The 21,010-nt window shown below is 44.6% G+C and carries 17 protein-coding genes; 11 read left to right on the forward strand and 6 right to left on the reverse strand.

The annotated features are described in order from the left end of the window. The first annotated feature begins 47 nt into the window (after window positions 1-47). On the forward strand, window positions 48-887 hold the full coding sequence (gene nadE, locus V512_RS07955) for an NAD(+) synthase (protein WP_099829953.1): 840 nt from the start codon (window positions 48-50) through the stop codon (window positions 885-887). Here the strand turns inward: nadE and V512_RS07960 are convergent. From V512_RS07960 to V512_RS07970, 3 genes are all read right to left on the reverse strand, one after another. After that, window positions 856-1,950, reverse strand: a complete 1,095-nt coding sequence (locus V512_RS07960; protein ID WP_099829954.1) for a hypothetical protein — start codon at window positions 1,948-1,950, stop codon at window positions 856-858. The two genes, nadE and V512_RS07960, sit on opposite strands and share 32 nt — an antisense overlap. Window positions 1,951-2,404: 454 nt before the next feature. Continuing rightward, window positions 2,405-4,852 (reverse strand): hypothetical protein, encoded by a 2,448-nt coding sequence (locus V512_RS07965; RefSeq protein ID WP_099829955.1) that lies wholly within the window; start codon window positions 4,850-4,852, stop codon window positions 2,405-2,407. Window positions 4,853-4,906: 54 nt separating this feature from the next. Continuing rightward, window positions 4,907-5,371 carry a hypothetical protein gene (locus V512_RS07970; RefSeq protein ID WP_099829956.1) on the reverse strand — a complete coding sequence of 155 codons (465 nt, stop codon included), beginning with the start codon at window positions 5,369-5,371 and terminating at the stop codon, window positions 4,907-4,909. Between the two features lie 134 nt (window positions 5,372-5,505). On the opposite strand from V512_RS07970, the gene V512_RS07975 reads away from it, so the two are divergent. The 7 genes from V512_RS07975 to V512_RS08005 all read left to right on the forward strand — a co-directional run bounded on the left by V512_RS07975 (window position 5,506) and on the right by V512_RS08005 (window position 13,928). Continuing rightward, window positions 5,506-6,357, forward strand: coding sequence for an aminotransferase class IV (locus tag V512_RS07975; RefSeq protein ID WP_099829957.1), 852 nt, complete (start codon window positions 5,506-5,508; stop codon window positions 6,355-6,357). Between the two features lie 137 nt (window positions 6,358-6,494). Then, the gene (locus V512_RS07980; protein WP_099829958.1) at window positions 6,495-8,579 is read left to right on the forward strand and encodes a peptide ABC transporter substrate-binding protein; all 2,085 of its coding nucleotides are present in this window, start codon (window positions 6,495-6,497) and stop codon (window positions 8,577-8,579) included. A gap of 70 nt (window positions 8,580-8,649) precedes the next feature. Then, a complete protein-coding gene (locus V512_RS07985) occupies window positions 8,650-10,026 on the forward strand; it encodes a M14 family zinc carboxypeptidase (RefSeq protein ID WP_099829959.1) in 1,377 nt (458 codons plus the stop codon). Beyond that, window positions 10,023-11,009 carry an ABC transporter permease gene (locus V512_RS07990; RefSeq protein ID WP_099829960.1) on the forward strand — a complete coding sequence of 329 codons (987 nt, stop codon included), beginning with the start codon at window positions 10,023-10,025 and terminating at the stop codon, window positions 11,007-11,009. The genes V512_RS07985 and V512_RS07990 overlap by 4 nt, the downstream gene beginning before the upstream one ends. A 2-nt stretch (window positions 11,010-11,011) precedes the next feature. Beyond that, window positions 11,012-11,944, forward strand: coding sequence for an ABC transporter permease (locus tag V512_RS07995; protein WP_099829961.1), 933 nt, complete (start codon window positions 11,012-11,014; stop codon window positions 11,942-11,944). A gap of 5 nt (window positions 11,945-11,949) precedes the next feature. Next, on the forward strand, window positions 11,950-12,933 hold the full coding sequence (locus tag V512_RS08000) for an ABC transporter ATP-binding protein (protein WP_099829962.1): 984 nt from the start codon (window positions 11,950-11,952) through the stop codon (window positions 12,931-12,933). Continuing rightward, window positions 12,930-13,928 (forward strand): oligopeptide/dipeptide ABC transporter ATP-binding protein, encoded by a 999-nt coding sequence (locus V512_RS08005; protein WP_099829963.1) that lies wholly within the window; start codon window positions 12,930-12,932, stop codon window positions 13,926-13,928. Before V512_RS08000 ends, V512_RS08005 begins: the two co-directional genes overlap by 4 nt. Window positions 13,929-14,001: 73 nt before the next feature. On the opposite strand, the gene V512_RS08010 is transcribed toward V512_RS08005, so the two are convergent. From V512_RS08010 to V512_RS08020, 3 genes are all read right to left on the reverse strand, one after another. Next, window positions 14,002-15,282 carry an alpha/beta family hydrolase gene (locus V512_RS08010; protein ID WP_099829964.1) on the reverse strand — a complete coding sequence of 427 codons (1,281 nt, stop codon included), beginning with the start codon at window positions 15,280-15,282 and terminating at the stop codon, window positions 14,002-14,004. Between the two features lie 141 nt (window positions 15,283-15,423). After that, on the reverse strand, window positions 15,424-16,617 hold the full coding sequence (locus V512_RS08015; RefSeq protein ID WP_243392324.1) for an ABC transporter permease: 1,194 nt from the start codon (window positions 16,615-16,617) through the stop codon (window positions 15,424-15,426). Beyond that, entirely contained in the window at window positions 16,604-17,353 is a 750-nt protein-coding gene (locus V512_RS08020) for an ATP-binding cassette domain-containing protein (RefSeq protein ID WP_099829965.1), read from the reverse strand. The genes V512_RS08015 and V512_RS08020 overlap by 14 nt, the downstream gene beginning before the upstream one ends. A gap of 266 nt (window positions 17,354-17,619) precedes the next feature. Here V512_RS08020 and V512_RS08025 point away from each other — a divergent pair, with 266 nt between their 5' ends. Genes V512_RS08025 through V512_RS08035 form a run of 3 tightly spaced genes read left to right on the forward strand, consistent with a single transcriptional unit; the run spans window position 17,620 to window position 21,007 of the window. Beyond that, window positions 17,620-19,050, forward strand: a complete 1,431-nt coding sequence (locus tag V512_RS08025) for a TldD/PmbA family protein (protein ID WP_099829966.1) — start codon at window positions 17,620-17,622, stop codon at window positions 19,048-19,050. Next, the gene (locus V512_RS08030; protein WP_099829967.1) at window positions 19,050-20,324 is read left to right on the forward strand and encodes a metallopeptidase TldD-related protein; all 1,275 of its coding nucleotides are present in this window, start codon (window positions 19,050-19,052) and stop codon (window positions 20,322-20,324) included. The genes V512_RS08025 and V512_RS08030 overlap by 1 nt, the downstream gene beginning before the upstream one ends. Window positions 20,325-20,341: 17 nt before the next feature. Further along, window positions 20,342-21,007, forward strand: a complete 666-nt coding sequence (locus V512_RS08035; protein ID WP_099829968.1) for a nitroreductase family protein — start codon at window positions 20,342-20,344, stop codon at window positions 21,005-21,007. The last annotated feature ends 3 nt before the right edge of the window (window positions 21,008-21,010 follow it).

The following is a 21,010-nucleotide window of genomic DNA, read 5'->3' on the forward strand; positions in this document are numbered from 1 at the left end:
TTTTCAAGAACGGAGGATTAGTCTAGTATAATCTTATTGGTGATCGTATGCGAGAAATTGTCGATTTTATAAGAACGACTGTTTTGAAGTGGGGCTATCGAGGGGCTGTGATAGGAATAAGCGGAGGAATAGACTCCGCGGTGGTAGGTAAGCTAGCCGTAGATGCCCTAGGTAATAGAAACGTATTTGGCCTTCTAATGCCCGAACGCGACTCTTCGAAGGATACCCTGGAGGATTCGAAGCTCGTAGCGCACTTCCTGGGAATAGACTTCAAAATCAAGAACATAAGTTCGATTCTCCGTGCTGTTGGTTGCTATAGACTTCAACCGCCGGCCCTTTTAATACCTCAGTCGGTTAAGGAAAGGTATGTAAGGGATAAGTGGCAGCAGCTTTCTTCAGACCCTTTCCTTGACGACCTGGCCGACAGGGGCAGTGAAGAATTCAAAAGGGGACTGGCTTTCTATAGAGCTAAGCACAGAGTCAGGATGGTTTCGTTGTATTTGGAAGCTGAGAAAAGGGGTTACGCTGTACTTGGCACGACAAACAAGACCGAATGGCTTTGCGGACTTTATGTGAAGTGGGGAGATGATTCAAGCGACATTGAGCCAATCAAGCATCTGTTCAAAACTGAGGTCATTAGCCTTGCTAGAGAATTGGGAATTCCGGAGAGGATCATAGAGAAGCCGCCGAGTCCTGACCTTATTCCTGGTGTTACCGATGAGACTGCTTTTGGGATGTCTTTTACTGAGCTTGATGAGGCACTCATAAAGATAGAAGCCGGAGAAAAACTAAACCCTCACGACAAGAAGGCCGTGAGGATCATGGAAATAGTGAAAGCGGCCGAACACAGACAGTTCAGAAATCTGTCTGTTTTTCAGCAGAAGTGAAGGTCTCTAGACCGTTACTCCACGAAATACTTATCAGATTAATCGCCACTCTTTCCAGCTGATGATCAGCAAATTCCGGAAAGTCGGTGAAATCATGCTTTTTTGCTTCCCCGGGTCCTACGCTTAGGCCCTCTAGCTCCTTCTCAGCAACGTAAAGCTCCTTGCCCATAGGATCAAGCAGTCTGAAAGATATATGGACTCCCTTAACCGTCCCAAGGTCTGAATTATTTTTTATCCTCAGAACAACTCCCTTCTTCTTGCTGAAGGTTCCGACCTTCTCTATGCTTGATTGAACCACGACTTCACGATGGAGAGAGTCGGTAGTCTTTCGATCCCCGGCCAGGTACAGGTCTGCAGATTCTGGAATGCTTTCTTCCAGATCCAGAGAGGATACTGGTATTTCCTCACCGAGCGGTTCAGGCAGCGATTCATTCTTAGTTTCAAAACTCTCTAGAGATTTGTACAGCTGATAAAGATCCCACAAGTTGTCGTTGAAGACTCTGTGCTTTTTCAATTCATTAACAATAATCTCCGTACTGAATGAATCTAAACTAACCTTTGAGTTCTCCTTGCGGATCTTTGCGCCGTCTTGTCCGAAGAAAACTCCAGAAAGAACAAACCATTCGTCAGGTAGCGGAAAGACGAATCTTCCCAAATGCTCTTCCTTTGAAGAAAACTCTATTGTGTTAACAATAATTGGAACCACATAATCTGTATCTCTCTTTGCGGGAATCATCGATGCCTCGTTGTCCGATACGACTCTAATAGTCTTGCCTAAAGTTCTCGATTCGAATGCCCAGAGCGATACCGAGTCTTCGTAAAGTTTGTCGCCAACGACTTTGATTCCATGTAGTTTAACTGAACTTAAGTCCAGCTTGCTCTTGGTTAGAGAGAATCTCGAAGCTTCCATTTTCACTTCGATAACGGCCATTAATCGGTCTCTGTATTTGGCAAAGACTGGATCGGAAGGAAATGTAAAAGTTATTCCGTCATGCTTTGATTCTTCAATAAACACTGAGCCTGAAGCACTTATAAGAAAAGCCGAGTACTCAATAGTCTTCATGTTGTTTCCCCCTTTCTCTTTGTTATCTCCGATAACAGCATTATACCTCATACGGTTGTTGTGGTTTAAGCAAAGTCGACTGGCGGGCAAGTTTTAAGTTCCTTTAACAAGTAGGATAACATAATGATTTTGAATCCCCATCATCGAAAGATTCAGTTTTACGAAAAGAATGCCAGGGTGTAACTAGCTCTTTGGCCCACGCTCCTCTTGCTTTATTCACTTCTGATTTGTGACTACATGAGATCTCGGTCAACGGTACAGATATAGTGCTCCCGAATAAAAATGTTTCAGGTTCTTTGCTCCCAACAAAGGTTGTGGGTATTGTGGAAAACAGGTGCAGGTGCATGCAAGTTTCTATGAGAATGTTAGAGACACCTATATGAAGAAGAGGGGGAGGATCCCCCCTCTTTGATTACTCTTAATGCAAAGTCCTGACTGAAGCGCGAAACCTCTTTCAGGGCCTGGTCTCTAATCCTAAGTAGAGTCCCAATCGAGAATTGCTGTATTGAATGCCAATCTTTGGGAAAAGATCTCCGAGACCGATAGTTGAACCGACATTTACAAATAGATACATAGCAGAATGATCTAGATTAGTGTTTGATCCATTTACCTCAATTCCGACTCCCATCTCTTTTAGAAAGAAGAGTGGACTCCATCCCCAGTTGATCCGATATAGTAGTTGGGCTCCATTGATATACCAGTAGAAGTCTTCGTAGAAACCCACTCCAAGACCGACAGACGTTCCCAAGGTTGGAGAGAATGTTGCATCAAGAGCAAGCAACGGTGTTATCTTTCCATTTGAGAGTCTTATGCCCGGTTCTAGGGAAATCGAGAAGAGATTTCCGTTTAGACTCAACGGGACGGAAGTCGTTATTCCACCCGATGTGTCCAGTCCAATGTAAGCATGCGATCTGAATCTTGTGGAAGGATTGAGAGGCAACTGGAACAGCTCAGAAGAGAGGCCGGCGCTTGCAATAGGAGCTTCGGGAACGCCCAGATTGACAGTAAGAATTGCATTGACCCCTTCAAATACCTGCCCACTGTACTCGGCAGTTAGGGAAAGCTTGTTGGTTCCGAATGTGAACGATGGCATTAGCGTCATAGAGTGGTTAGAATCATGGGACAGGTGAAGAGTTAAAAAGCCCAAAGAAAAGTGCTCGCCATCGTACGATACAAGAGGCGCTCTCAAAATTGGATTCAAGAAGTGAAGGAAGGTTTTCTTAAGATAATTGCCTTCTGTGTAGTCCGCCGCTGCAGGGTCGAAGTCGTCGGGTTCAACTTCTTTGACAACGTATGGGCTACTCTGTAGATCAAAGGTAAATATCGACATTCCTTTCTCTTGTCTGGAATGTCCAAATCCATATACAGTAGAATCGAGCACGACGGCCTTTTCGAGATTGGCTCCCTCGGTAAGTCTGAAAACCTCACCTGATTCAACATCTACGGAAAAGGCATCCATGAACCCCTCTTCGTAGGAGGAGGTAAAGATTATTTGCCCATTGTTATAGTCGATACCCCTTCCTTTGAGATATGGATCTTGTAGAATGATCTTGAATTCACCTTCGGTAAATTTAGCGATCGCTCCGTTGATACCGTCCTTCGAGAGGAGCATTATCAAACTACCGTCTTCGAGTGCTATTATGTCCTTGATCAACCACGGGATTGTTGTTAGCTGCATTTCTTCGAAGTAGATTGTTGAAAATCCAGTCTTCGTGTCATAAAGCGCTTTTATCAGTCTTCCATTGTAGATATCAAAGGCAGTTACCATGCCCTTGTCCAGAAGCCTAACTGAGAGAGGAGGTCTGTACGACCAGATCTCTCTAAGAGTTGTGCTTCTCTCAGTGACTGAAGTCATCAGGTAGATGTTACCTTCGCGCCATTTAAGGGTAATTGCTCCAAAGTCAGAGAGTCTTCTAGAAAAACCTCCATCAACATACTCTTCAATTCCTCTTTCAACTGCCCCATTCCATGAACTTGCTTCTCCAAAAACAGAATAAGAGAAAATGACGCCGTTTTCCGTCTTGGTCATGTCAAGTATCTGTCCATTCTTGATCGTCTTGACTTCGTTCAATGTTCCGTAGTCTGCGGCTTCAGATTCCACTTCTTCTTTCCAGTCATCATAAAGCACGTCTAGCGTTTCGTCAAATGCGATTCTTGAGGCGTTGATTACCCCTATGACAGGCATTCTCCCCGAAACTTCTTTGTGAAACTCCTTCACAGATTCTATTCCGAACCTTCTGACGAGATAATCATAGAAACTGGCAATGTAGTTGTAATAGAGAGCTCCTCCGCGGTAGTCCTCACGCGAAACGGACAGAGCGTAGTCCAGGCCAGCGAAGGAGTCGGCCTTCATATTCTGATATGTCATCTCTTTCCCCCACAATGGGTTGTTCAATCTTCCCTCGGAGAAGTAATTAGAGGATTCGGCGAACAAGGTCACTCCTTCAATAAATGGTGAGAACATCTGCGGCGAAAAGAGTTCCGTTCCTAAAAGCACTCTAGAAATGAACGCAGGCACACCTGTTGTGTAAGTCAGGTGGGCGATATGAGTGAATTCATGCATCAACAACTGTCTATACAAATTCGACACATTCATTCTCGTTGAGAGTATTGTGTCGGCAGGCCACACAAAGATCTGAATAGTCTTGTGGTTTTGAGCCTGAGCGATACCGTTCGTATTTGCCCCGAAATCTTTCAGAACGATGTTTATTCTTCCGGGGTCGTTGCCCACCAGTTCAACGACTTTCGGTCTTATAGATTCAAAGACATTACCTACATGGATAGCGATCTCCTCGAACCCCTTACGGTAGTAGATATCAGCATTTGGAAATTCAAGAACTTTGTTGGCCAGCGAAGTGACTGCGATTAGAGCCACAGCTGCCAATAGTATCGTTTTTCTCATGGCATACCTCCTGCCTCAGACCATAGGTGAATGAGTTTACCCGTGAACGACACGTTATACTCCAAACGTGTCCCTAAAAAAACGCTTAGTTTCCCTTACGTTTAGGTATGTCCTGAAGGTCAATTTCATTTTTCCGCCTGTCCAGACTATCTTCATCACGGTACTGTCTGTGTTAGCACCTCCTGATGAAGAGTCCATAGTACTGGAGACCTTGACTTTTTTCAGTGAGTCTTTCGGAATGAAGAGATTACCAGGTGTTTCGTTCAAAATCTCTTCTCTTGTCTTCTCGTTGTATCTGTCAAGCAAAGAAGAACCCGCAGACATCACAGATGCCATCTTTTTGAAGAACCCTTCGTTTCTTTCTTCGGAGGCTTCCTTTGCCTTCTTAACGGCTTCATTTGTTATTGATTTAGTCAACTGCACCAACAAGAGTCCCTCTGGAATTACAATAACATCGTACACCTTACTTCCAAAAAGTCCCGAAGAGCCTCCAGGAAAAAGTGCCAAAACGTTGTCCATTTAGAAAACCTCCAAATGAAAGGTCTGCTTACGGTTCCGTTATATTCTATCATTGATGTGCTGTCTTACCGCAAACTAATAGTCTGTTGATGCATAATGGTGTTATGAACGAAGTGAAGCTGGAGGAGGCACTTATGTGGGCATTTTACGATGGCGAATTTGTTCAAGAAAAGGGTAAGCATGTTCAACTGGAGAATAGGGGACTCACTTTTGCGGACGGTCTCTTTGAGGTTGTAAGGACAATCAAAGGCAGGATATTATTCTTCGAAGATCACTTCACGAGGATGATTAAGAGCGCTGCTTTCTTCAACATGGAGATTCCGTTCACTTCGAAAGAGACAAAGGAGTTTGCATCGGAACTAATCAGAAGAAATGCAATTGAAGACGGGGAACTCTATATACAACTTACAAGAGGAACAGATCTTCACAGAGAACACAGATTTCCTTCAGAGAAAACCCCAAGCACGTTCTTTATGCTTGCACTTCCATTGAGAAGAATTGATGCAGAGAACTGGAAGAATGGAGTTAAGCTCTTCACCTATCCAGATCTAAGACACAAGCTATGTGAGCACAAGACGATAAATCTGCTGCCCAACGTTCTTGCCAAGAACTTCGCCTATAGCAACGGAGGCTACGAAGCTTTGATGTTTAGAGACTTTGAAGGCAAGAAAGTTGCCACAGAAGGTGGCAGTTCGAATTACTTTCTTGTGAAGAACGGTGTTTTTTTCACTCCAGAAATCGATAACATTCTCCCGGGCATAACGCGGGGAAAAGTGATCGACCTCATTAAGAAACTGGATTATCAGGTTGTCGAAAAACCGGTTACCGTAGATGAATTTCTTGAGGCTGAGGAAGTCTTTCTCGTAAGCACAGTCTCCAGGGTGATGCCTGTCAGAGCGATAGACCAAGTCTGTTTCAGCGTTTGTGGTGATTATACTAGACAGATAATGCAGTCTTACGAAGATCTCTTCTTCTCTTCCAGGTGAATGATTTGGTATTAACTTGTGTTGGAAGGTAAACAATACGTATAAATCTTCCCTGTTTTGGGAAATCTTCTCTGTGACTGGTATATAATTACATAAATTTTCCGTGTTCCAAATAATCTTTCTTGGAGGTGTGCGGGATGAAAAAGCTCCTGGTTTTCTTTCTAATTATTCTCTTCTCAGCGTTCTTGTTGGGACAGGTTCTCCCGGAAGAGGCGATTCCTGTAATCGAATCAAAAGGAATCATGTCTTCAGTCGATGAATCACCGTTAACTTATTCAGAATTCAGGAATGCAGTTGAAAAGGCCTTTCCCGGCAAGGGAAATCTGATCTCCGGAGCAGGAGAGGTCTTGAGAGCAGACTTCGCCGTTGCGATGGTTGAGGTTCTCGGTCTGAAGTCTGAAGCTCAGTCCTACGATGAGATTTGCACCACAGCAATTGACGAGTGGGACGCTCCGGTGGAGGCATGGGGAGCCCTCACTGTTGCTTACAGGAGCAATCACCAACTTCTCGATTTCCGATATGGCCACTTGATCGAGGCCAGCTCACCCATCACAAGGGAAGAGGCTGCCATTTCGATCTACATGGCTATGAATCCTCCAGTTAGGGGCGGAATGGCAACGACTGCGGTTACTGCCGATGCTCCTGGTTTCAACACCTTGTTCACTTCTTCCGGACTGACATGGACGATCTGCAATATCATTGGCGATGGAATAACCGGAACAGACAAGGACGGATTCTACTTTCCGAGAATGGTCAAGAGAATGCCAAGTCTAGAAAACGGGCTGATGGTAATAAACGAAGACGGTTCACTTACGATAACTTACGAGTTAAGAAAGGGAATGAAGTGGCACGATGGAGAGCCAGTGACTGCCCATGATGCGAAGTTCCAGTGGGAAGTTATGAACAGCGGCGCCCCGGTTACGACGAACTACTTCGAGAGGTCAGTATCCGAAGTCAATGTAATTGACGACTATACATACTCTATTACCCTTCCTGAACCCCTAAGTAATGCCGAGCTGGGGTCTTCCGTCTATGCCTATTATTTCGGCTGGTTCCAGCTGCCAGAACATGTCTACAGAACAAGCTTCGAAGCAGCAAAAGCAAGCGGAAACTGGGATCGTTTTGTTGAAGAAGCTACGAAGAATCCTATTATGACAGGACCCTACAAGTTCAAAGAATATGCTGAAGGTCAGTATGTGATAATGGAAGCTTTTGATGACTATTATATGGGTAGGCCGAACATCGACCAGCTGGTAATGAGAATCATTCCTGACATGGACGTTGTTTTTGCTTCCACACTAAATGGAGAAATCGATTTCGGTAGGTACACTCTCTCCCTCAAACAGTCGGTACAGCTGGAGAATCAACGGGCAGACATGTTCAACGTTTTCTATACACCAAACATTGCTTACGATAATCTGAACTTGAATCTAAGGGATCCCGAGGATACAACAAAACCCCATCCGATCTTTGGAGATAAGAGGGTAAGGCAGGCCGTTCTCTATGGTATAAACAGAGAGCAGATAAGCAATGTAGTATACGCCGGACTGGCCGAAGTGGTGGATACCTGGATTACTGATCTTCATCAGATGAGAGAAGCACTTAAGGCGCCAGATGTTAAACATTACGAATACAATCCCGCAAAGGCCAAAGCACTGCTTGAAGAGGCTGGCTGGAAGCTCAACAACAGAGGTATCTATGAGAAAGACGGTAAAACCTTGAAGTTCAAGCTTTCTCTTGCTTCGGGAAGTGGAGATTATCAGATGATGGCACAGATTATCCAGGGCATGCTGAAACAGGTCGGAATGGACGTCGAGATCGATGTGAAGCCTGCTCTCGTTATATGGACAGAAGCTTTCCCTTACGGAAACTATGATGCTTTGCTTTCCGGCTGGGGTTATGGTGTCAGCGACGAAGCAGCCAATTACTGGACCACAGATCAGATACCTTCTGACGAGAACTACTGGGGAGGAATGAACTATACCGGTTGGGCAAACGCTGAAAACGATGAGATAATTAACGCGGCCGCAAAGGAGCTTGATCCAGAGAGGAAACAGGCTCTCTATGAAAGGCATTTCGCGCTCTGGACGGATGAACTCCCCGTTCTGCCGTTAGTAGTTGCACCGACACCTCATTTTGCAAAGAAGTACATCAAGAGTTTCAACTCTGGATATGATAATGGACTCGGCTGGATAATCCAGAACTGGTACATAGATAGATAATTGGCTTCTTTGGGGGAGAAGATGAGCTTCTCCCCCATGTTTTCTTACATCATCTTTCGGAGGTTTCGACATGAAGTTCAGAGAACTTATCGATGCAGTCCCCGACTACAAGGAGTTCTTCACAGTCGAGGAAATGAACCATAGATCGTTCGAACTCGCAAAGAAGTATCCAGACAAAGTCAAGATATATGAGGCAGGAAGATCACGTGCCGGAAATCCAATCTATGTTCTGGAAATTGGTAAAGGTAAAAAGAACGCACTTCTGTTCGGCTGTCCTCATCCAAACGAGCCGATAGGTGCAATGATGCTGGATTTCCTGAGTGAGAAGCTTGCAAGCGATGACGCTTTTCGCGATGGATTAGACTTCACCTGGCATCTGATAAAGGTAATTGACGTCGATGGCACAAAGCTGAATGAGGGGTGGTTCAAAGACTCTTCTTCAATAAGAAAGTATGCAGGCAACTTCTACAGACCGCCGGGCCACGAACAGGTTGAATGGACCTTCCCTGTTGATTACAAAACTCTGCATTTCCACTCGCCATTGCCGGAGACAGAAGTGCTTATGAAGCTTATTGAAGAGAAGAAGCCCGATTTCATGTACTCTCTTCACAATTCCGGGTTTGGAGGGGTCTATTATTATGTGAGCGACGCAGTTCCAGAACTCCATGAAACTTTCAGGAAACTTCCAGGTTTGTTTGGTTTGCCCCTTGCTCTTGGAGAGCCGGAAGCGCCTTTTTTGGAGCAGCTCGAACCTGCTATTTTCAAGCTTTTCGGAATGGCTCAAGAGTATGATTATCTAAAGAAGAATCTTGGTCCAAACAAAGACCCAGCAGACGTCATCAAAGCCGGTACTAGTTCTGATGATTTTGCTTCATCCGTGGCCGATACGTTTTCCTTGGTTTGTGAGATGCCATACTATTATGATGCAAGGGTCGAAGACATGTCTGAAGCAGAGATTACGAGGAAGGAAGCGCAGAGATTCAACTATCAGAGGTCCGTCGAGAATTTTGAGTTTGTGAGCGAAGTGTTGAAAGCGCTTGAACCTTACGTTATAGACAGAAAGTCGCCGTTCTACAGAGTCTTCAAGAATGTTCTTGAAACCTACCCAGATCAACTTCAAGCGCAGAAGAATTGGATTGAAAATGACCAGTCTCTGGAGAGAAAGGCAAGTATGGCAGAGGTCTTTGATAATAAGATTGTCAGCCAGTTCTATCAATCATTGATGCTAGGGATGCTAAAAAGATTGGTCAGGGAGAATGATGACGGATCGGAGAAGCTGTCGGCAATCTCCAAGATGGCAGATGAGGCATTTGAGAGGAAAATGGAGTATCTTGAAGAGAATCTAAACTACACTACAATCCCCATAAAGAGTCTTGTCAGTGTTCAGCTGATTGCAGGTTTGAATGTTGCCGATTATATTCAGAGAAGGGAAAGCCGGATATCGTGAAAGTATATTTCCTGAAGAGGTTTCTCGAACTTATCCCGGTCTTCTTTGCAATATCGATCATAATATTTGTGATAATGAACTCCATGCCGGGAGATCCTCTCCTCCAGATGAGAATGCAGAATCCTCGGGCAATGGCCAACGATCCTCAGAGGATGAAGGAACTAAGGGAGTATTATCGCCTTGATGATCCTCTTCCGGTGAAATACTTCTCATGGCTGAAGAGTGTTATGATTGGCGACCTGGGATATTCGAGCATGTACAAGACTCCGGTAATAGACCTCATTTTTTCACGGCTACCGAATACTTTAATCCTTACTATCACCGCATGGTTGATTGGGCTGGTAGTAGCTCTTCCTATTGGGATACTTTCGGCAGTAAAGAAATATTCTGTTTTCGATTACTCAACGACTGTATTTGCTTTTGTGGGAATCTCTTTGCCTGGATTCTGGTTTGCTTTGATCGCGATAATAATTTTCAGCGTTGGTCTCGGTTGGTTTCCCGTTTCCGGTATGTCAACCTATGGGGTCACAGGTACTTGGAATGTCTTTGTTGACAGACTGAGACATCTCGTACTTCCCGCCTTTGTTCTAGGTTTGGTACAGGTTGCTTCTTGGGTAAGGTATATAAGAACGTCTCTGCTGGAAGTTCTTGATCAGGATTATGTTAGAACTGCGTATGCGAAAGGGGTTCCCGATAGAAAGGTCATCATCAAGCACGCTCTTAAGAATGCTATGATACCGATTATCACCATAATCGCCCTAGACATTCCGTATTTCTTCGGCGGAGCATTGATCATTGAAACGGTCTTCTCCTGGCCGGGAATGGGGAGACTTATGTACAACGCGGTTATTTCAAGCGATTACAATCTGGCGATCAGTTGTCTGATGTTCCTAGCGATTGTAACCCTAATATCGAATCTGGTTGCCGATTTACTGTATGTGTTGGTCGATCCAAGAATCAGAATGGGCAGAAAGGGAGCTTAGCTATGCGAAAATTCTTCTATAAAAGGAAACTTGACGAAATCGAGGAGAAGGCGCGCCCGATCCATATAAACAGTTACAGGCAGTTGGTATGGGCAAAGTTCAAGAGTCATAAACTTGCCGTGTTAGGTGCCGTGATGCTCGTTGCAGTTGTTATATTCACTCTGATAGGTCCGCTCTTCATCGATGTGGGCTACGAGGACATGGATTTCTCTAACCTCTTTTCTCCGCCGTTTACAGAAGGTCATTTATTCGGAACAGATGAACTGGGACATGATGTGCTTGTTAGAGTAATGTATGGAGGAAGAATATCTCTATTCGTGGGTTTCGCCTCTGCAGTCATAACCACTCTCATTGGAACTGCCGTAGGTTTGTTTTCAGGCTTCTATGGAGGACTGGTAGATAGATTCCTGATGAGATTTGTAGATGTGATGCTTTCTATTCCTATGTTTCCAATTCTAATCACCCTTACACTTGTCTTTGGCTCCGGGATATCTAATATCATTCTAGTGTTAACGGTCTTCGGCTGGATGGGTGTTTCCAGGTTGGTCAGGGGACTGGTTTTATCGATAAGAGAGACCGAGTATGTTATGTCGGCCAAAGCTATGGGGGTCAGAAATGTGAGAATCATTCTCAGACACGTTCTGCCAAACGTAGTACCAATTGTAATTGTCTCTGCAACATTGAACATGTCTTACGCGATTCTCGCCGAGTCGTCCCTTAGCTATCTTGGGCTTGGCATACAGCCTCCCATGCCGTCATGGGGTAATATGCTTCAGAGAGCCATGAACTATATTCTTGGCACAACTACTGGGGTAAATCCATGGTGGCTTACCGTATTCCCGGGATTCTTCATATTCATCACAGTACTGAACGTGAACTTTCTTGGAGATGGACTTAGAGATGCTCTGGATCCGAAATTTGTGAGTGAGAGTTGAAAAGCATGGAAAGAATACTCGAAGTTGACAACTTGAAGATTTCCTTTAAAACCCAGCTTGGAAGGATAACACCTCTAGACGGGGTCTCCTTTAGTCTATCAAAGGGAGAGACTCTCGGGATCGTGGGAGAATCTGGCTGTGGCAAGACAATCACAGCTTTCTCAATAATGAGGTTGCTCCCAAAGAACTCCTTTCTCGGTGAAGACACAAGAATTGCTTTCAGAGGGAAGGACATTTCGACGCTCGGCAAGGAAGAGCTTCAGAGGATTAGAGGCAAGTCGATATCTATGGTATTTCAGGAACCCATGACCTCATTGAATCCCCTCTACACGATCGGATGGCAGATTTCCGAAGTATATAGACTGCACGAAGGTCTTAGTGAGGAGGAGGCAATGACGAGGAGCGTGGAAATGCTCCGGCTTGTTGGGATTCCAGAGCCTAAGAAGAGAGTCACGGAATTTCCTCATCAACTGTCTGGAGGAATGAGGCAGAGAGTAATGATTGCTATGGCGCTCGCCTGCAGCCCGGAGGTGCTCATTGCCGACGAACCAACTACAGCGCTTGACGTAACCATTCAAGCCCAGGTTTTGGAGCTAATGAACGAGCTGAAGGATAAGTTCAGCACAGCCACGATAATCATTACGCACGATCTGGGAGTAATTGCCGAAATGTGTGATCGAGTTCTTGTGATGTATGCCGGTCAGATTGTAGAGAGCGGTGGGATATTCGATATCTTTGACAGTCCAATGCATCCCTACACAAAGGGGCTGATCAACTCGATACCGAAGATAGAAATTTCCAAGAAAGAACAGAGAAAACTGAATGTTATAAGTGGTTATGTTCCGCATCCTTCAAGCTTTCCTGAAGGATGTAGATTCAGGCCCCGGTGCTCGGTGGCATTTGATAGGTGCCTGGAAAAACCTCCTCTGATCGATTTTGAGAACGGGCATTCAGTTCGTTGCTGGCTTTTCGAAAGGAATGATCGATGATGTTATCTCCAATGGTAGAAATCAAGAATCTGAAGAAGTGGTTTCCTATAAAGAGCGGTTTCAGAAAAAAATCGCATCTTAAGGCTGTAGACGGCGTGGATCTGCACATATTCAAAGGTGAGACTTTAGGACTTGTCGGAGAATCGGGTTGTGGAAAGACTACAATAGGAAGAACTCTAATAAAAATCTACCAGCCTACAGATGGAGAGTTTCTTTACAGAGGGGGAGGTTCCACGGATGACAACGTAGATATCTTCTCTCTTTCCGAATCGAAAATGAGACCCTTCAGGAAAGAGATACAGATGGTCTTTCAAGATCCATATGCATCTCTCAATCCGCGAATGACAGTACATGACATAATTGCGGAAGGATTGAGAGTACACTCCGTTGGCAAGAGTAAAGAAGAGAGAAAGTCTATGATATCCGATATCCTTGAAAAGGTAGGTCTGAGGCCAGAGTATATGTATCGTTACCCCCACGAGTTCTCCGGAGGGCAGCGACAGAGAATAGGAATAGCCAGATCGATGATCCTGAATCCTGCTCTTGTCATTTGCGACGAGCCTGTTTCAGCGCTTGATGTATCTGTCCAGGCACAGGTTATAAACCTTCTTGAAGATCTAAAACATGAGTTCGAGCTGACTTACCTATTCATTGCACACGACCTCGCGGTAGTAAAGCACATTTGTGACAGGATTTCGGTTATGTACCTGGGAAAGATAGTGGAAACCGCGGAGACAGACGAGCTTTTCAATAATGCGCTTCATCCCTACACTCGCGGACTGCTTTCTTCTATCCCCGTGCCGAATCCTCATTTGAGAAAGACTGGAAAGAGAGAGATAGTGAAAGGAGACATACCTTCACCTGTCGATCCGCCCGATACATGCAGATTTGTAAAGAGATGTCCGAAAGCCTTCGACAGATGCGGTAAAGAAAGCCCGTCGCTTAAAGAAGCAAGTGACGGTCATTTTGTTTCGTGTTTTCTTTATGGTGAATGAGGATTGCCGTGAGCAGCCTATCAAAGTTTCTATGGGCCTAAATGCTCGATTGCGGAAACACCATGAGCGTTCCTTAGTCGAAGATGTATATCCAGGAGAACATTGTGTCGATGAGTTGTCTGTCGACATGTCTGAACTCATAGTAGTGATCGGGTGTTGACAAGCCATCTCTTACAGGCATGAAATAGTGGTCCAGACCGGGTAATAACTGGAAATAGACGTTGATTCGTGTCCAGAGTGCATTCATAAACATTATGTAGTCCTGAACGGTTGACTCGAAATCTGCATCACCCTGGACTATTAGGACCGGTATTTCCAATTCCCTTATGGTCTCAATATGATTCATTCTGTCAAGTTCATAGTAGTAGCCGGCCGTTGCCGCAAGAACAGGAGTACCTGGGGGTAATTTGCCATCTAGCGCGGCCTGCAAGTAATCTGTAAGAAGTTGTGTCTGCTGCCCTCTATCTGTTTCGTAAATCGATGCAAAGTACTTCTGCTTATCGATTATTACTTGAAGCTCTCTTCTGGCCGGGGTGGCAAGAAGAATAATCCCATCAACTCTAGGGTCTCTGGCGGCGATTACTGGGGCAACTCTGCCTCCGAGTCCGTGCCCAGCAAGAAATATTGATGAAACTGACGGTATTCTCGACGCAGCGGTTATTGCACTGACGACATCCTCAATCACTTCTGTTTCGATGCTAGGAGGGGTTTGAGATAGCCGCTCTCCGAATACAAAGGATCTCTTATCATACCTCAGAACGGCCACACCTTGAGTCGCCAGTCCCCAGGCTATCTGCCTGAATGGTTTGTTCGGCCCAATTGTAGAATCTCTGTCCATAGCTCCCGAATCATGTATGAGAATCACAAGTGGATACTTGTCAATCTCTTTGGGAACGGTAATTACTGCGGGAAGCCGGTATCTTCCCTCGCCAATTGTTATTTCAAACTCATCAAACTTGCTTGTATCGATATACTCGGCTATACTTCCCGGTTGAAGAGTCGGTTGAATTACAAAAGTGTCGACCTTTCCCTGATCATCAATTACTACGTTGAAATCTATAAATCCTCTCTCGAACTGAGCGTGAAAGATGAAGACCGTGAAACCTCTTATCTCGCTCCTCTCTGTCGAGAAGACAAAAAGATAGTTTCCGTACTCGTCTCTTAGCTGCTGGAATTCTCTTTCCATTTCTTCAACATTGTACAGACCTTTTGCCCGCACGCTCTGCATTTCGTATGCAAGATAATAGTTGCCACGCAACAACAACTGAAGGTACCTATCGGCCAGTACCTCAGACCCAAGGAGTAATGTGAAAGCTAAAAAAGCTGCAATTCCTGATGAAATTATCCTTTTCAACCCTGGCTTCTCCTAAAATAAGATTCCAACATTTTCGTTTCTAACTCAATGATAAACCAACAGCCCTCAATTGATGAAATTAAAACGGAGGGCGTTTGCCCTCCATTTACAATAATCAGGCTACTTCATACCAAAGGCATCTCAAGAACCTGAACTATCCATTATCTTTTCGCTGTTGAAGACCTTTGTCAAGAAGTATATGAACAGAGATATGTAAGCCAGATTACTCAACAACATTAGCACAAATCTCGTCATCACAAAGTTAGCAGTAATAATATCCTTCATTACGAAGATGGAGTTTACAAGCGGGATGAAGTAAAGCAGGAGGTTATCGGGTGACTCCATCTGCATAGTTGCAACTCCCAGTACTATTGCGATAATATATATGGGCATCACATAACCGCTTCCCTCTTTCATGTTTCTTGCTAAGGAGCCAAGGAGAACAATTAAGGCGGCTGCGAGCCCAGACATTGTCACCAGTGTAATGAAGAGACCAAAGAGAGTTGTGGCTGACAGGGATGAGAAATTGAGCTCACCAGCCCCAAATGCAGGTCCTCCAACTCTAAAAGCGATTATCAGGCCGATGAAGGTGAATATGCTGTTCAAGATCGCAATAGTCATTACATACAGAATCTTCCCTGCAGCAATTGATGATCTCGACACCTGATTAACAAGCAGGACAGGCATGCTTCCCCTCTCTTTTTCGCCCGCAGTTGTGTCGAGGCCTATATTCATGGATCCGGCGAAGATGTAAATGAGCAGCAAGTACGGGATCAATGTGGCCAGCAGCTCTGTTCCCTGAGATTCTTCCGGCGCAACATCTCTTTTCTCTACACTTACTAGATTGAGATCTTCGAGTGTCAATCCATGTTCGAGAAGCTTCTCCGAAAGAAGTAGAGATGAATATGACAATAGGGCATTCTGAACTATTTGAGCCCCATACGAAGAACCTCTTGAAGTCGAATTATAGAAGAGACGCGCATCCAACTTCTCTCCACCACGAACTCTTTCCGCGGCATCTGCGGGAAACTCTACCATGATTGAGTTTTCCTGGTTTCTGACCGATTCTTCGCTAAGATTTTCGTCAATTTCAAATGAAATCATCTGGTCAAGAAAACTCAGGAACCTCCCATCGGGTAAATTAACTATCTTCAGCTTGTAGACTGTTTTTTCGTAGGTTTTGGCTTGGGATGAAGAAACTGTGTTCATTACGAGGAAGATCACTGGCATGATCAACATCGGCAAAATAAGAACTGCGAAGACAGTTCGGGCGTCCTTGAATATATTCTTGAGTTCCTTTCGAAAGATAATTAGAGCATCCCTAAACAATCTCAATCACCCCTTCTCTGTCGGCAATCTTAAAGAACACGTCTTCAAGATTGTCTTCGCCAAACTTCTCATAAAGCCCTTCAAGAGTGTCGTCTTCAACTAGCCTGCCCTTGAAGACAATTCCAACTCTATTACATAGCTTTTCGGCAACAGACATGATGTGAGTGGAGATTATTATCGTCTTTCCCTGGTCGCGGTAGTCTTTGAGAAAGTCGGTGACTGTTCTTGCCGTAAGGATGTCCAGACCGTTTGTGGGTTCATCAAAGATTATTACTTCGGGATTATGAATAAGACTCACTGCGATAGCAGCCTTTTGCTTCATTCCTGTAGAGAGCTTCCCGATTCTCTTGTCAAGGAAGTCATTCATATCCAGATATTCTGATAATTCCTTTGTCCGTCTAGAGATATCTGTGTCCCTCATATGACTGAGTTCGCCGTAGAATTTAAGCAGTTCCTTTGGTGTAAGGTTTCCCGATAGTTTCATATCGCTTGTAAGGAAGCCGATTCTCTTACGAACTTCTGTGGGTTGAACTACGCAGTCGAATCCCATTACGCTTGTCTTTCCTCTGTCTGGCTTGAGAAGAGTTGAGATAATTCTGAGGGTTGTAGTCTTTCCGGCACCATTTGGCCCTAGAAGGCCATAAATGCTCTTTGGCTCGGCGGAAAAGCTCAACGAATCGACTGCTACGACCTTTTTTCTTCGACTTTCGAAAGTCTTTGTGATTTTCTCAACCTTGACCATTTTTTGCCTCCTAAAAACGTTTGTTCCAGGGTGTAGAATAGCATTCTGTTGTTAATGTGAAGTGAAGAAATAAGAATCGCAAAAAAATATTTCATTATAGCGTGGATATGGATTAATTATATTCACAACGGAATTCAATTATTTCAATCCTTGATAAATTATAGTATAATTTGTCATAAGAAACGTGCTTGGAAATCTTAGTGTCGACTCTTCGGAGAAGGCTTGCTTAGTGATGAACAAAATACCATTGCATTAGGAGGTTCTAGATGAAGGTAGAAGATTCAAGATATCTAAACGATAAACGGGACTTGATGAAAAAACTTTTGCGTTCTCTGGAACGTGACTTTCCTTACGTTTCAGTTCTCGGCACGGATGTCAGGGGTAAACAGTACCAGGTGATGACAACTGGGATTAGCGTGAACGATTCGAGATGGTCCGAAAGAGGGTTCGTGCTCAGGATTCATGATGGAAGAGGTTACTTTGAATTCTCGTTTAATCAAATGGGGAATCAATCAATTGAGGAAATTGTCAAGTATGTCAAGAGAAAGCTTTCTGCGTTCAGGAAAAGTATGAATGAGAAAAGTCTAGATGCTTCAGCAGTATCGATGCTCGAAGAAGAGGAATCAAAACTCTGTTTCAATGACGAAGTTGGAATTCTTCCGGGTTCTCTTTCGGCAGGAGAGATAATCGATAGACTTTCTTCTTTTAAGGATACGGCTCACGAACTCTCCAATGAAGTAATAACTGTAATGGCCCTCATGGAAAACGTGCAAGTGAGTAAGCTCTTCATTTCTTCCAGGAAGGAGCTCTCACAATCCTACATCTGGTCTCAAGGTTATTTGCACGTCGTTGCCAGAAGAAACAAGAAGACCAAGTATAGTATGAAAGGTTTTTCGGGACTGAAGGGTCTGGAGGTTCTAGACGAGATGGAAGCGTTCGTCGGAAAAGTCGTCGAGAATGCTCGACTTCTGCTCTCGGCCGAGAGAATAGATCCAGGTGAGTACGATGTAATTTGCTCGCCCGATGTTGCGGGACTGATTGCTCACGAAGCTTTCGGACACGGAGTCGAAATGGACATGTTTGTGAAGGGGAGGGCAAAGGCCGTCGAGTATCTGGGAAAGCAGGTTGCGTCTGAGTTAGTTACGATGCATGACGGAGCGGCCGGTGTAAGAGAGGTTTCATCTTACGCTTTTGATGATGAAGGCAGTCTGGCAAAGGACACGGTGATAATAGAAAAGGGAATTCTCAAGAGGGGAATTTCAGATTTGATTTCTGCATCTGTTCTTGGAACTGAGCCGACCGGCAACGGTAAGAGGGAATCGTTTGAGAGAAAAGCATATGCACGCATGACGAACACATATTTCTCTCCGGGAAAAGATGATCTAAAAGATATGATCGAATCAATAGATTATGGTTTTCTTCTTGAGGACTATTACAGTGGAATGGAGGATCCCAAAAACTGGGGGATTCAGTGTGTCATAGCCTACGGACGCGAGATCAATAAAGGCCAGTTTACAGGTCGCATAGTATCTCCAGTAATGATGACAGGATATGTACCTTCATTGCTGAAGTCGATTTCCATGGTATCTGGAGATTTCAAGCTCTCAGGAACGGGAGCCTGCGGTAAAGGTCACAAGGAGTTCGCTAAAGTCTCTGCGGGCGGACCATATATTAAGGCAAAAGCGAGGTTGGGATAATGATAGAGACGATTGTAAAGAACCTTGAAGCAAATTCAGTAGATGCATGGAGAATAAGGGAAGAGAACATTGAGAGTGAAGAGTATTTCTTTGTAGGGAACAAAGCAGATCTTGGAAGGGCGAAAAAGGTAAAGAAGTATGAAGTAACTGTCTACCGTGATTTTGAAGAGGGCGAAAAGAAATACAGGGGAAGCTCGACGGTTACTGTAAACCCGGGAACAACGGTTGAGGAAATCGTCCAGTCAATACAGGAGGCCTTTTTTGCTGCAGGTTTCGTTAAGAATCCCTGGTATCCAATGGCACCGGGATTTTCACGGAGATTCGAAACAGCCGAACATGACCTTCACGATCTTTCAAGAGATGCGATCGGAGCAATCTTTTACAATGAAAAACCGTCCAATTCATGGTTGAATTCTGTTGAGATTTTTGTGACGAGAAACGGGTACCACATTCTCAACTCTGAAGGTCTCGATGTGACTTTTTCAAAATATAGAACATACATCGAAAGCATTGTAAGTTCTTCTGGCAGAGAGGAAGTTGAGCTGTACGATCAGTTTCTCCTTGCGCTTCCCGATGTTGAACGTATAAGGGAAAGGATTTCCAGGCTACTTCTGATGGTCTGTGAAAGGGCTAATGCTGTTCCTACGCCAACTTTAGACAGGATACCGGTAGTACTTACGGGAGAGCCGGCGAAAGAGGTAATGAGATACTATTTGAAACAGGCAAATGCACGTCTTAAGTATGACAGGATATCCGAAGTTGAACCTGGAGACTCTGTTCAGTCAGGAGAATCGGGAGATAAGATAGCGCTTGAAGTCGTACCGGAACTTGAAGGTTCATACTTCAGCCTTCCTGTTGACAATGATGGTTTTCTCATTGAGAAGAGGACGGTTATCGAAAATGGGATCTTGAAGGATTACTGGGGTGACATCAAATATTCCCACTACCTGGGAATCGAACCAACAGGTGCTGTTCTGAACTTCTCGGTTGGTCGTGGCAGTCTCAGCATTGACGAGATGCGAAAAGTTGATCATCTGGAGGTTACTAATTTTTCGGCAGTTGACGTTGATGAAACAACGGGTGATTTCGGAGGAGAGATCAGATTAGGCTGGTATTTCGATGGTTCGGAGAGAATCGCGGTGTCGGGAGGTTCAGTAACCGGTAATCTAAGAGAACTTGATTCAATCTATCTGTCGAAAGAGACAGAACTGGACGGAGATTACTATGGACCGATCTCGATAGCAGTAGAGGGGTTGAAGATTTCGGGTGAGTAGTTTTTGCGAAGGTGCACATGATTATTGAGACAATAAGAATGAGGCATTCAACGAGGAAGTTCCTCAGTTACGACCTGTCTGCTGAGGAGAAGGAAAGGCTAATGAACTTCTTCAGGGAGCTTCCTACTCTTCATTCTTTGCACCTGAAATGGACCCTTAGAGATCTAAACAAAGGATCGGGTGTTATATTTGCACCGTGTCCCGAAAAGCCGAACTGCCTTGTGGAATACGGATTCCAGGGAGAGATCATTGTTCTGGAAGTGACCAAGATGGGATTAGGCAGTTGCTGGAATGCCGGGATTAGAGAGGAAGGCTCTCCTGCTGGGATTATCCTTGGTAAGGAAGATTCAGGGAAGGTAACTTTAAACGATGTCCTTACCGGAATGGGGAGAAGGAAGGAGTTGAAATCTCTTGTCGAGGGACCGTTGCCCAAAGATGAGAGGTTGCTTCAAATATTGGAATCATGCAGACTTGCCCCTTCTTCGATGAATAGGCAACCCTGGAGATTCAACGTTCAGAATGGCGATCTATACATCTGGACAAAAGGCAACGTGATTGGAGGGGGTCACTGGATAGATCTTGGGATTGTGCTTTCACATGCATACATCACTGCGCTTGAGTTCTTCTCGAAGGTTTCGATAGAAAAAGCTGCCAGAGACAAATACAGAGTGATCATGAGTTAGCGG

This window comes from Mesotoga sp. Brook.08.105.5.1 (genome assembly GCF_002752635.1).
Taxonomy (GTDB): Bacteria; Thermotogota; Thermotogae; order Petrotogales; family Kosmotogaceae; genus Mesotoga.

Coding starts and splice junctions, on each gene's coding strand:
- nadE (WP_099829953.1), top strand. CDS start 48: ATGCGAGAAATTGTCGATTTTATAAGAACGACTGTTTTGAAGTGGGGC.
- V512_RS07960 (WP_099829954.1), bottom strand. CDS start 1,950: ATGAAGACTATTGAGTACTCGGCTTTTCTTATAAGTGCTTCAGGCTCA.
- V512_RS07965 (WP_099829955.1), bottom strand. CDS start 4,852: ATGAGAAAAACGATACTATTGGCAGCTGTGGCTCTAATCGCAGTCACT.
- V512_RS07970 (WP_099829956.1), bottom strand. CDS start 5,371: ATGGACAACGTTTTGGCACTTTTTCCTGGAGGCTCTTCGGGACTTTTT.
- V512_RS07975 (WP_099829957.1), top strand. CDS start 5,506: ATGTGGGCATTTTACGATGGCGAATTTGTTCAAGAAAAGGGTAAGCAT.
- V512_RS07980 (WP_099829958.1), top strand. CDS start 6,495: ATGAAAAAGCTCCTGGTTTTCTTTCTAATTATTCTCTTCTCAGCGTTC.
- V512_RS07985 (WP_099829959.1), top strand. CDS start 8,650: ATGAAGTTCAGAGAACTTATCGATGCAGTCCCCGACTACAAGGAGTTC.
- V512_RS07995 (WP_099829961.1), top strand. CDS start 11,012: ATGCGAAAATTCTTCTATAAAAGGAAACTTGACGAAATCGAGGAGAAG.
- V512_RS08000 (WP_099829962.1), top strand. CDS start 11,950: ATGGAAAGAATACTCGAAGTTGACAACTTGAAGATTTCCTTTAAAACC.
- V512_RS08005 (WP_099829963.1), top strand. CDS start 12,930: ATGATGTTATCTCCAATGGTAGAAATCAAGAATCTGAAGAAGTGGTTT.
- V512_RS08020 (WP_099829965.1), bottom strand. CDS start 17,353: ATGGTCAAGGTTGAGAAAATCACAAAGACTTTCGAAAGTCGAAGAAAA.
- V512_RS08025 (WP_099829966.1), top strand. CDS start 17,620: ATGAAGGTAGAAGATTCAAGATATCTAAACGATAAACGGGACTTGATG.
- V512_RS08030 (WP_099829967.1), top strand. CDS start 19,050: ATGATAGAGACGATTGTAAAGAACCTTGAAGCAAATTCAGTAGATGCA.
- V512_RS08035 (WP_099829968.1), top strand. CDS start 20,342: ATGATTATTGAGACAATAAGAATGAGGCATTCAACGAGGAAGTTCCTC.